The sequence below is a fragment of the Tenacibaculum lutimaris genome (genome assembly GCF_003610735.1).
Lineage (GTDB): Bacteria > Bacteroidota > Bacteroidia > Flavobacteriales > Flavobacteriaceae > Polaribacter > Polaribacter lutimaris.
In genome coordinates this window covers 88,834-100,429 of record NZ_RAQM01000008.1, presented here as the reverse complement: position 1 = coordinate 100,429, position 11,596 = coordinate 88,834, and the positions used below count along the sequence as shown (strand labels likewise).

At 30.3% G+C, this 11,596-nt stretch carries 10 protein-coding genes; 9 read left to right on the top strand and 1 reads right to left on the bottom strand.

The window, feature by feature from the left end; genetic code table 11:
* The first annotated feature begins 249 nt into the window (after positions 1 to 249).
* The 8 genes from ffh (at position 250) to C8N26_RS06805 (ending at position 9,923) form a co-directional block, all read left to right on the top strand.
* Positions 250 to 1,578 carry a signal recognition particle protein gene (gene ffh / locus C8N26_RS06840; RefSeq protein WP_028892076.1) on the top strand — a complete coding sequence of 443 codons (1,329 nt, stop codon included), beginning with the start codon at positions 250 to 252 and terminating at the stop codon, positions 1,576 to 1,578.
* A gap of 86 nt (positions 1,579 to 1,664) precedes the next feature.
* Positions 1,665 to 2,549 (top strand): bifunctional methylenetetrahydrofolate dehydrogenase/methenyltetrahydrofolate cyclohydrolase FolD, encoded by an 885-nt coding sequence (gene folD, locus C8N26_RS06835; protein WP_120186649.1) that lies wholly within the window; start codon positions 1,665 to 1,667, stop codon positions 2,547 to 2,549.
* Between the two features lie 175 nt (positions 2,550 to 2,724).
* On the top strand, positions 2,725 to 3,354 hold the full coding sequence (locus C8N26_RS06830) for a cation transporter (protein WP_120186648.1): 630 nt from the start codon (positions 2,725 to 2,727) through the stop codon (positions 3,352 to 3,354).
* A 184-nt stretch (positions 3,355 to 3,538) separates the two neighbouring features.
* On the top strand, positions 3,539 to 4,633 hold the full coding sequence (locus C8N26_RS06825) for a helix-turn-helix domain-containing protein (protein ID WP_147418489.1): 1,095 nt from the start codon (positions 3,539 to 3,541) through the stop codon (positions 4,631 to 4,633).
* 118 nt (positions 4,634 to 4,751) lie between these two features.
* Positions 4,752 to 6,224: a serine hydrolase gene (locus tag C8N26_RS06820; RefSeq protein ID WP_120186644.1), complete on the top strand. Its 1,473-nt coding sequence runs from the start codon at positions 4,752 to 4,754 to the stop codon at positions 6,222 to 6,224.
* Between the two features lie 285 nt (positions 6,225 to 6,509).
* Positions 6,510 to 7,958, top strand: coding sequence for a toll/interleukin-1 receptor domain-containing protein (locus C8N26_RS06815; RefSeq protein WP_120186642.1), 1,449 nt, complete (start codon positions 6,510 to 6,512; stop codon positions 7,956 to 7,958).
* A 153-nt stretch (positions 7,959 to 8,111) separates the two neighbouring features.
* Complete coding sequence (locus C8N26_RS06810; RefSeq protein WP_120186640.1) at positions 8,112 to 9,329, top strand: alpha/beta hydrolase-fold protein; 1,218 nt, start codon at positions 8,112 to 8,114, stop codon at positions 9,327 to 9,329.
* 126 nt (positions 9,330 to 9,455) lie between these two features.
* Positions 9,456 to 9,923, top strand: coding sequence for a hypothetical protein (locus C8N26_RS06805; protein WP_120186638.1), 468 nt, complete (start codon positions 9,456 to 9,458; stop codon positions 9,921 to 9,923).
* 52 nt (positions 9,924 to 9,975) lie between these two features.
* On the opposite strand, the gene pepE is transcribed toward C8N26_RS06805, so the two are convergent.
* Positions 9,976 to 10,686 carry a dipeptidase PepE gene (pepE, locus tag C8N26_RS06800; RefSeq protein WP_120186636.1) on the bottom strand — a complete coding sequence of 237 codons (711 nt, stop codon included), beginning with the start codon at positions 10,684 to 10,686 and terminating at the stop codon, positions 9,976 to 9,978.
* Positions 10,687 to 10,821: 135 nt separating this feature from the next.
* Between pepE and C8N26_RS06795 the strand changes: the two genes are divergently transcribed.
* Positions 10,822 to 11,595 (top strand): carboxypeptidase-like regulatory domain-containing protein, encoded by a 774-nt coding sequence (locus C8N26_RS06795; RefSeq protein WP_120186634.1) that lies wholly within the window; start codon positions 10,822 to 10,824, stop codon positions 11,593 to 11,595.
* Position 11,596 lies beyond the last annotated feature (1 nt).

The window sequence follows — 11,596 nt, the reverse complement described above, 5'->3', positions numbered from 1 at the left end:
AAACCGCTTTACTTTTACTCTTTAGAATTAAGAAATAGAGACTGTTCTTAATTATTGGCATCTGAAGAAAAACACGTAAACATTTTACGGATGATTTATAGTTTAAAAAAACGTTTTACTCTTTAATTCTCTACTTATAATTAAAGTCAATCATAAATAGTAAGGTTTTACCAAAAATTTCTATCAACAAATTGCTAAAAACTAACAACTAATAACTAAATTTGTGCCTCTAAAAAATGAAGCCGATACATGTTTAATAATTTAAGCGAAAAGTTAGATAAGGCGTTACATACGCTAAAAGGACACGGAAAAATTACCGAAGTTAACGTTGCAGAAACGCTAAAAGAAGTTCGTAGAGCTTTATTAGATGCCGATGTTAACTTTAAAATAGCAAAAGAGTTTACCAAAACTGTACAAAAGAAAGCCTTAGGTCAAGATGTATTAACTACATTAAACCCTGGACAATTAATGGTTAAACTTGTTAAAGACGAGTTAACCGAATTAATGGGTGGTGATACAGTAGGTATTAACTTAGGTGGTTCGCCAACAGTTATTTTAATGTCTGGTTTACAAGGTTCAGGTAAAACAACCTTTTCTGGTAAATTAGCTAACTACCTTAAAACTAAAAAATCAAAACAGGTTTTATTAGTTGGGTGTGATGTATATCGTCCTGCGGCAATTAATCAGCTACGTGTAGTTGGTGAACAAATTGGTGTAGAGGTATATGCAGAAGAAGGAAATCAAAATCCTGTTGAAATTTCTTTAAATGCTATTAAGCATGCAAAAGCTAACAGTAAAAATGTGGTGATTATTGATACCGCAGGTCGTTTAGCTGTTGATGAAGAAATGATGACGGAAATTTCTAACATCCACAAAGCGGTAAGCCCACAAGAAACTTTATTCGTAGTTGACTCTATGACAGGTCAAGATGCGGTAAATACAGCCAAAGCTTTTAACGACGTATTAAATTTTGACGGAGTTGTATTAACCAAATTAGATGGTGATACACGTGGTGGAGCTGCTTTATCGATTAAATCGGTAGTAGATAAACCAATCAAATTTATCGGTACGGGTGAAAAAATGGATGCGATTGATGTATTCCACCCAAGTCGTATGGCTGATCGTATTTTAGGAATGGGAGACGTTGTTTCGTTAGTAGAACGTGCCCAAGAACAATACGACGAAGAAGAAGCTAGAAAACTACAAAAGAAGATTGCTAAAAATCAGTTTGGTTTTGATGATTTCTTAAATCAAATCAATCAAATCAAAAAGATGGGTAGCATGAAAGATTTAGTTGGAATGATTCCTGGTGCGGGTAAAGCCTTAAAAGATGTTGATATTGATGATGACGCATTTAAAGGAATTGAGGCTATTATACACTCTATGACTCCTGCTGAAAGAAGTACACCTTCTATGATTAATGCGAGTCGTAAAAAAAGGATTGCGAAAGGATCGGGTACTTCGGTTCAAGAAGTAAATCAGCTGATGAAACAATTCGACCAAATGAGCAAGATGATGAAGATGATGCAAGGTGGTGGCGGAAGAAAAATGATGCAAATGATGAAAGGCATGAGATAATATTTAGAAGAGAAGTTTTGTCGGCTTCTCTTTTTTCTTTTTTAGACTAACAACAACACACTAAATAACACAACAACACACTAAAAATGATTTTACTAGACGGTAAAAAAACATCAGCAGACATTAAAGAAGAAATTGCTTTAGAAGTAGCAGAATTAAAAGCAAATGACAAGAAAACTCCTCACCTAGCAGCTGTTATTGTTGGTAGCGATGGTGCTAGTTTAACTTATGTAAATGCAAAAGTTAAAGCTTGTGAGCATGTTGGATTTGAATCTACTTTAATTCGTCTTCCTGAAGAAACTACTGAAGAAGAATTATTAAACGAAATTGCTATTTTAAATATCGATAAAGATATTGATGGTTTTATCGTACAACTTCCTCTACCCGATCATATTGACGAGCAAAAAGTTTTAATGGCAATTAATCCTGATAAAGATGTAGATGGTTTTCACCCAATGAACGTTGGTAAAATGACCTTAAATCTTCCAACCTTTATCTCGGCTACTCCTTTCGGAATTTTAGAATTATTAGATCGTTATAATATTGAAACTTCTGGTAAAGATGTAGTAGTAATTGGACGTAGTCATATTGTAGGAAGTCCGATGAGTATTTTATTATCTCAAAAAAGAAAAGTAGGAAACGCTACCGTTACCTTAACACATAGTAGAACTAAAAACTTAAAAGAAATTACTCAAAAAGCAGATATTATTGTAGCTGCTATTGGTATTCCTGAGTTTTTAAAAGGTGATATGGTTAAAGAAGATGTGGTAATTATTGATGTTGGAATTACACGTGTTGCTGATGCTTCTAAGAAGAATGGATTCAGACTAGTTGGTGACGTAGCTTTTAATGAGGTAAAAGAAAAAGCATCTCACATTACGCCTGTACCAGGCGGTGTAGGACCTATGACAATTGCAATGCTATTAAAAAACACCTTATTAGCTTGTGAACGTAGACAAGAAGAAGATTAAAAACACACATTATATATAACACAAAAGACTGCCCTTAAAAGCAGTCTTTTTTTGTAGTAAAATTATATTAACCTCTATTAAAAACACTTATAAACTATATTTAATTATCTTTTCGTTATATTGTTTAGGGTTAAGTTGTACAAAAGCTTGAAAAAACAAAATAAAATAGATTTTTATGGCAGATAACAAAAAACTATATAAAATAGCATTTGGACTTGCAATATTTACAATAATCTATAACATTGCAGAAGGAATTATCTCAACTTACTTAGGGTTTGAAGATGAAAGTCTTGCTCTTTTTGGTTTTGGATCAGATAGTTTTATAGAGGTTATTTCAGGACTTGGAATTGCCCATATGATAGTAAGAATTCAAAAAAATCCTAATAGTAAACGTGATAATTTTGAGCGAACAGCTTTAAAAATAACCGGAATTGCTTTTTATATATTGGTTTTTGGACTTGTAGTAACTAGTATTTATAATATCTGGACAGGACATAAACCACTTACAACTTTTTGGGGTGTTGTTATTTCTATAATTTCTATCCTAATAATGTGGATATTGGTAATTTGGAAAAGAAAGGTTGGTAATCAACTTAATTCCGTACCAATTTTAGCCGATGCAAATTGTACAATGGTCTGTGTTTATATGTCTATAATTTTACTTGTGAGTAGCGGAGTTTATGAATTGTTTAATATTCCTTACATAGACAGTATTGGAACACTTGGACTTTCTTACTTTGCCTTTAAAGAAGGAAGAGAATGCTTTGAAAAAGCTAAAAGCGATAAAAACTGCTGTTGCGATTAAATAAAAAGTCAACGTACAATAAATATAAAACTACTACTCTCCTCCTTTCTAACCCTCTACTTCTTAAACACCTGTTTAATTACCTTTTTTATTATATTAGCCACCTTTGGCTACGATTGTACAATAAATATAAATATTGCTTTTTGTAGCGTACAGAGAGATTACTCATAAAAACACAAGGCTATTGGAAAGTAAAATAGAACTTATTGAAAGTATTGGAAAGATTATTGTATTTATGATGATACTTCTTTCTGTTTTTCTTTTTACTGTTAAAACAAAAAATAAAGTGCCAAATACAATTTTTGGTATTTACTTACTGGTTATTACATTTGATTTAATAGGTTTATTTACAAACAAAACTCTACAATATCCTGCTATTCAAAATTTAAAAGTTGCCTCTAGCCTACTGCAATTACCTTTGTTCTATCTCTATGTATTATCAGCTTGTTATTCAAATTTTAAGATTACAAAAAAGCATGCTATTCATTTCTTCTTATTTATCGTTTTTTTAGTCATTTTTTATATTACGGATGCATCTAATCAGAGCTTATTACTTTATGAAATAGTCAGTGAAATACAATTTATTAGTTACATCATTGCCATATTTATAGTTTTGAAAAAATACAAAACAATCTATCTTGAAAACTATTCAAACGCCAATTATGCCGTTTATAAATGGCTTTTTCAAATTACATTATTTTCTTGCATAGCTCACTCATTTGTATTGGTAAGATGGTTTTTATCCAACTCTATCTATCAAGAATACGTTTTAAATATTAATCTATTAATAAGTTTTTCTGTTTTATCTATTACTATCTTTTTTGTGTTAAAAGCGTTGTACTATCCACAACTTTTTACGGGTATAAATATGAACTTAGAGCCACTTAGTACTACTTCAAAAAAGAAAACTAAGGCATTAAGTGCGAAAGAAAGCGAGGTTGAAAGCCAGTACTTAGAAACACTCATCACGTTTATGAATGATAAAAAACCGTATTTAGATTTTGAATTAACCTTGCAAAAACTATCTGTTAAAACCGAGATTCCAGAAAAAGAATTATCGCTATTAATTAATCATCATTTAGGAAAACATTTTTTTGATTTTATAAATGAGTATCGTATAAATGATGCAAAAACACTGCTACAAACCCCTTCTAAAAAAGACCTTACGGTATTAGAAATCTTATACGAAGTAGGTTTTAATTCTAAGTCTTCTTTTTATAGTACTTTTAAGAAAGCAACAAACCAAACTCCAACACAATACAGAAAATCAAGGATTTAAACTTGGTATTACTTTTAATTGTACTCTTTTTTACATAAAAATGAGTCCGACTTTCTTTACTCGGACGTTTATAAACGCGTAATAATTCATATTTGCCTCAAATTAAAACTGTACAAACATGAAGTTTATTAACACGCTGATATTAATAATATCTATTCAATTCTGCTTTAGTCAACAAACACCAAAAGAACTAAAGGATATTGAAAGTGAGATTAATCAATTGATGAAAAAATACAAGGCAGTCGGGGTATCTGTGGCTGTAGTTAAGAATAACAAAGTGATATACTCAAAAGGATTTGGCTACAGAGATTTAGAAAATAAACTACCTGTTACTACCAATACTCTTTTCCCTATTGGTTCAGTTACTAAATCATTTACAGGATCTGTTTTAGGTATTTTAGCATCTAAAAATCAAGTATCTCTAAAAAACAAACCAGCATTTTATCTTCCAAATTTTGAGTTTTATAACGAGACCATGAACAATTTAATAACCATTGAAGACCTTTTAAGCCATAAAAGCGGAATAGGAAACCAAGGAACTACACAAATATTCTTTCCAGAGAAAAACAGATTAAAGATGGTACAACGTCTCAAATATTTAAAACCTGAAGCTGAAGTAAAAAATAGTTTTACCTATAGTAATATGGCATACACCCTTGCAGGAACAATTATTGAACAAGTTACAGGAGATAGTTGGGAAACCAATATTAAAGAAAAGATATTTACTCCACTAGAAATGACTAATTCATATACCATATTAGATAAAATGAAAAAAACGTCTAATTACTCTTTACCTTATGGTATATATAAAGGAGAAATTGAGAAAGTAACCTTCGAAGAATTTAACACCATTAATGCTGCAGGTGCTATTAAGAGTACTGTAAATGATATGTCTAATTGGATATTAACTTGGTTAAACAACGGCGTATATAAAAACTCTCAAATCATTCCTAAAGAGTATATAAAGAAAGCAACAACTCTTCAAAATAGTAACGAAGGAAATTATGAAAAAGACGCTTTTTTATTCGGAGAAGGTTTTGGATGGCGTCTACGATCTAGCTACGGACGTTTTAGAGTTGAACACGGAGGTAATACCTACGGGTTTAGTTCAGATCTGGCACTATTTCCTTTTGAAAACATAGGAATTGTGGTTTTAACCAACCAAGATAACTCTCTCTTACCTTATATGATAGTGGACACTATTACAAGAAGATTATTTAATATTACCCCAGGAGCTAACTATCCTGTTAAAGTAAAAGAAATATATAAGCCTCTGCCTTATAAGCAATTTAATAAGGATAAAATGCCAACCCATTCTTTAAATTCATTCTGTGGTACTTATGAGGCTAAAGGGTTTGGAAAGATAGAAATTGTAAAAGAAAAGGATAAACTATATGCTATTTTACCTACCTATAAATTTCAGTTGGAACATTTAAACTATAATTCATTTTTCTTAAAGCCTACTAAAGAGTTTAAAGACCTATTTAACCCTCAATTTGATATCCAATTTATGAATAATGTTAAAGGAAAAATTACATCATTAAAAATGTACTCTCAAAAAAAACCTATTGAATTTAATAAGACACATTAAACTTGCGTGAGTTCACCTTTAACTTAAAAACACCCTATTTGACTTATTTACTAAGACAAGAAACAATTAATATACCAACTCTTCTATAATTAAAAAGACTACTTTTAAGTGGTCTTTTTTTTATGATTTGTACTCAAAAACTATTTTAAATTACAAATTTTATTCTATCTTGCTAATGCTATAAAAACAGAAATAAAATTGCTTAAACTTTATATATCCCATACTATTCTCCGGATAAAACAACTAAAGTTTGGCATATAACGAGTTGGGCATAATATGAACTAAATGAAGTTAAACATACAATATTCAGAATTTGTAGAGCGAATTGATTCTTATAAGAATGACCTAGAAAAGTTGACAAAGCAAAATGTTAAGAATGCATCTGAATATGAAAATTTAGAAAGTTCGTTTATCGAACTCAAAGATAATTGTGCCACCTACATTGAATCAGTCTTTTCAGAAGACATTGGTTTAAATTTTTCAAATCTCATCAGATATGAAAATCGTTACAATATCGGAATGGAAATTCCGCTAAACCAAAAAACCAAGAATCTAAATAGTAGAATTAAAGAAAGAATTAGAAATATTGAATATTTAGTTCAAATAGTGGAGTTAAGTGACCCCTTATTTTTAGGAAAGTCATTCGAGCAAGAAAGGTCAAATCTAACTACAAATGAAAAGGCCACATTTTTATTATCTAAACTCTATTCTCTACGAAAAACAAATAGGCTTTGGGATACCAAAATGATTTTTGAGTTCAATCAAATAGAGTTAGATAGTTATGATGAGGCTAGAGGAATTACAAAAATATTAGAAAATAATGGCTACGTGGAGGCTATAGGAACTAAAGATGGATTATCAGCTAAAATAACTTCAGAGGGTAAGTTATTTTGGGAAGAGAATTCTAAAACTGTTAGTAAAAAAGAAACTGAAAAGATTATGGATATATTTATTAGCCATAGCAGTCAAGATGCAGATACTGCAAAACTGCTAATTGACTTGCTTAAAACATCTCTTAATTTAAGTTCTTCTAAAATTAGATGTACAAGTGTAAATGGCTACCGACTTCCTGCCGGTGCATCTACAGATGAAACACTAAAGAAGGAAGTACACGATTCCAAAATACTAATAGGTTTAATTTCACCTAAAAGTATTAATTCAGCCTACGTACTTTTTGAATTAGGAGCAAGATGGGGAGCATCTTTACCTCTGATACCTTTAATCACAAGTGAGCTTGGGAGTGAACTTCTTAAAGGACCTTTAAGTGGAATTAATGCTTTAAATTGCTGTGAACCCGCTCAATTACAACAATTAATATCAGATCTAAAATCTGAATTAGAAATAACAGGTGAATCACCAGCAGTATATCAAGAGAAAATTGACTTATTAGTAAAGCACTGTTTAGAAGAGCTTCTTCCATCTGCTGAAGAAAGTAAATCGTCAATTAAGCAAACAGTACAAAAGAATAATAGTCCTTCAAAGAAAGATGATGATAAGATAAAATCTTATTGTGAAAAGGAATGGCCTAATGATTATACAATGCGAGTACATTGTATAAAAGAACAAAGAGAAGCGAAAAGGGATATTGAGACTTTTAAACCTTTGGATATTCCAGAAGATGTATTCAAAAGCATATTACAAAAGGCAATATCTGAATGGCCAACAGATTATACTATGCAAGTTCATTCTCGAAATGAACAAATAGAAGCATATGTGGAATTGAATAATTTATAAATACTATGCCCAACATTGGCTATAAGTAATTGCTTGTTCTCGCCTACTTCTGAAAATCCTCGCGGATTTTCTATTCAGTTTGTATTTGCTAAATTAGTTACTTAAAATGCTTTATAACAAATTAAACGAAGACTTAATATTAGAAAACAATAAATGAAAACACGTTTCATATTTTTTTCACTACTGATTATAAACTACTATGCAAAGGCTCAAGAATTCACTTCTTACGAAAAACCTTTGAATATAAATTTGTATTCAGAAGTATTAAACGATTCTGTAAATCTGGAAATAACCTTACCTAAAGAGTTCAAGAATCAAATAAATACAAAATATCCTATTATATATCTTCTAGACAAGCAGCTACATAATAACTATACATACAATCTACAAACTATTGACTATTTAAGCTCGTTACAATGGATGCCCAAAGCAATTATTGTTGGAATTACTTTTTCTCGTAAAAATAGAATTTCATGGACCGTTCCCAATGAAAATGGTGGAAAAGCGGATGATTTGATATTGTTTATTAGTAAAGAGTTGAATGATAAATTGAAAATAGAATACCCTGTTTCTAATTTTAATTTATTGATAGGACATTCACGTACGGCTATTTTTTCCTCTTATGCTCTTTCAAAGAAACCTGATTTTTTTAATGGCACAATAGCAAATAGTGTTTCCAATTTCGACTTTGGAGATAAGGTGCAGCAAAAACAGTTTGACACTTTCTTGAACAAAATTTCTTCAAGCCCCAATAAATACTTTTACTTTTTTTCTGTTGGAGAAAAAGCATACGGAGACTTACATGAATCAGCTGTAGATAGTTTAAATCACTATTTAAATTCTAAAGAACTACCTAAAAACCTGGAATGGAAATACTTCAAACATAAAGTTGCTCATGATCTTACCCCAGGAATTACAGTGAGTAATTCGTTAAGTCAAATTTTCAAAGATTATGGCAGAAGAATAGATCTTTGCTTTAAACTTGCAAAATCATCGAAAAATAAAGTGCCATGGAATGATTTTCAAGATTTATATACATCAATTTCAACTGAATTAGATTTAAAAATAGAACCGTCTGAGTTATTCTTCAACAGTATTGCCTCAGAATATTACAATGATTATGATCGTATATATGGTGATAAAAAACTAAATTTTACGCTAGAAATTATATTAAAAGCAATAGAAAAATACCCTGAAGATTTTAGCTATTTCAGTTGGATAGGAGAAATCTATATGACTCGAAAAGATTATGAAAAGGGACTTCAGTTTTTTAATAGGTCGATTGAGCTCATTAATAATGACAAATCTATCTCGAAATCTGATCGAATAAGTTACCTTAAAGAAATTGAAGCATTTAAAAAAAACAATTGAATTTAATAAGAAATAATTAATATACCAACTCATATATAATAATAAAGTTCTTTATGTATAAAAAACAAATAATTTGACGCAACCAAATCAATATTACAACATCTTATATGTAAATAAGCAAAAAAAATGAAAAAAATAATACTAGTTTTATCAGTTATCGGAATTTTATTCTCTTGTAGTAGTGACCTTAACGAAACAGATATAAATGAACAGAATTATCTAGTTTTTGGTCATTTTTACGGGATGTGTGGCGGAGAAGATTGTGTTGAAACATTCAAAATAACTAATAGCTCACTTTACGAAGATACCATTGATGACTATAGTGGACTCAATATGGAATTCATTCAATTAAATGATAATAAGTTTGAGCAAACAAAAGACTTAATAAACTTTTTCCCTAATCAACTTATGAACCAGGATGAAACTTTTTTCGGATGTCCAGATTGCACAGATGGAGGCGGATTATTTATTCAGTATTCAGAAAATGGTAATGTAAAAAGTTGGAGAATAGACCAAGATAAAAACAACGTTCCCGAATACCTTCATGAATTTATGGACAAGGTAAATGAAAAAATTGCTCTTTTAAAGGATTAATAACAATATTAACAAGAGGCTTTTAATTTTTTCAATTAAAAGCCTCTTGTTTTTAGTTAAAATACTGGCTAATTTCTTTATCACTTTCTAACTCTACAGCTTCTTTGTTTTGTTGAAATAAACGCGCTGTATAATTTCCTCGTAATACAATTGAATTTCCATTAACTTCTAACCAACTACCTTCACGTAACCCTAGTACAGACGTTTCGTTAAAAATATGATACTCTTTAATACGAGTTTCTCTAGTTTCTCCCATATGCGTAGAATCTGGGTTCGGATCTAAATAATGTGCATTGATGTTAAACGGAATAAACCCTAAGGTTTTAAAACTTGGCGGATACACAATAGGCATATCGTTAGTATTCATCATAGTTACCCCACAAATATTACTACCTGCACTGGTACCTAAATACGGAGTTCCATTTTCAACTGCCGTTGTTAAATCTGGAAGTATATCATTTTTATATAATTGGTTTACCAGTTCAAACGTATTACCTCCTCCTGTAAAAATTGCTTCAGCTTGTAAAACAGCTTCCTTCGGATTGTCAAACTCATGTATCCCTACTACTTCTTTATCAATAGTAGCAAAAGTATTTCGAGCTATTTCAGTATACTCATCATACGTTTTACCACTTGCGCGTGCATACGGAATAAATAAAATTGTAGATACTTCTTTAAAAAAGTCTGTCAACGTTGGTAATATATATGCTAAATATCCACTTCCGTGTACTGTAGATGTACTTGCTACGATAAGTTTTTTCATTTGTTATAAATGCTATTATTCTTAGTATCAGCACTAAATTTTGAAAGAACAATTAGTGCTTTTGTTTTTCAAATTAACAAAAATTTACCATGTCATTAAAACATTTTTAAGACAAGTAGGTGGTTTATTTGTGATATGAGAAACTTTTTACTTATTTTTTTTACTATATTTTCTTGTGTAGTTCATGCACAAAATCCTACTAAAATTATTAAAGGGACTGTTTTTATTGATAGTATTCCTACGCAAGATGTACACATCATCAACAAAAAATTAACTCTCGGAGCTATTTCTAACGAAAACGGGCAATTTGAAATTTTGGCAGAAGAAAATAACATCTTATTAATTTCTCATCTAAATTTAGAGTACAAGGAAATTACAGTAAGTAAAGAAAATATAAAAGCTAAAAACATAGTTATTTATGTTGACAGTAAAACACATATGCTTGATGAAGTGGTATTGGAAAAACAAAAAAATATTTTAGAAATTGATCAAGATATTCTTGCTAATGCTCCGGTTGTTAATGCAAAGACCTTAAAACTCCCCTATGCCAATGTAAAACCCAAAGATGATAAAACAGTAAAAATTGAATCGGGAATAACTATAGGGCTCTCTGGACTTGTAAATGCCCTTAATGGAAATAATAAAAAGAAAAAATTACTTAAAAAACTAAAAGTAGAAGATCAAAACATAGCTAACATCCGAAAACATTATACAGATGGCTTTTTTATAAGACAACTAAAAATTAAAGAAGAACATATTAATTCATTTTTAGAAAGTTGTATTTCAAAAGGTATTATCAATCTGTATAGAAAAGACAAAGTTCTTGAATTAACTTCCGTTTTAATTGAAAACAGTAAACACTCTCCTTACCTATTAGAAAATGAACATATAAGACTCACTCAAAAATAAT

Bases quoted from the DNA above. Each gene is read 5' to 3' on its own strand.
- C8N26_RS06820 (WP_120186644.1), top strand. From the start codon at position 4,752: ATGAAGTTTATTAACACGCTGATATTAATAATATCTATTCAATTCTGC.
- pepE (WP_120186636.1), bottom strand. From the start codon at position 10,686: ATGAAAAAACTTATCGTAGCAAGTACATCTACAGTACACGGAAGTGGA.
- folD (WP_120186649.1), top strand. From the start codon at position 1,665: ATGATTTTACTAGACGGTAAAAAAACATCAGCAGACATTAAAGAAGAA.
- C8N26_RS06805 (WP_120186638.1), top strand. From the start codon at position 9,456: ATGAAAAAAATAATACTAGTTTTATCAGTTATCGGAATTTTATTCTCT.
- C8N26_RS06810 (WP_120186640.1), top strand. From the start codon at position 8,112: ATGAAAACACGTTTCATATTTTTTTCACTACTGATTATAAACTACTAT.
- ffh (WP_028892076.1), top strand. From the start codon at position 250: ATGTTTAATAATTTAAGCGAAAAGTTAGATAAGGCGTTACATACGCTA.
- C8N26_RS06830 (WP_120186648.1), top strand. From the start codon at position 2,725: ATGGCAGATAACAAAAAACTATATAAAATAGCATTTGGACTTGCAATA.
- C8N26_RS06815 (WP_120186642.1), top strand. From the start codon at position 6,510: ATGAAGTTAAACATACAATATTCAGAATTTGTAGAGCGAATTGATTCT.
- C8N26_RS06795 (WP_120186634.1), top strand. From the start codon at position 10,822: ATGAGAAACTTTTTACTTATTTTTTTTACTATATTTTCTTGTGTAGTT.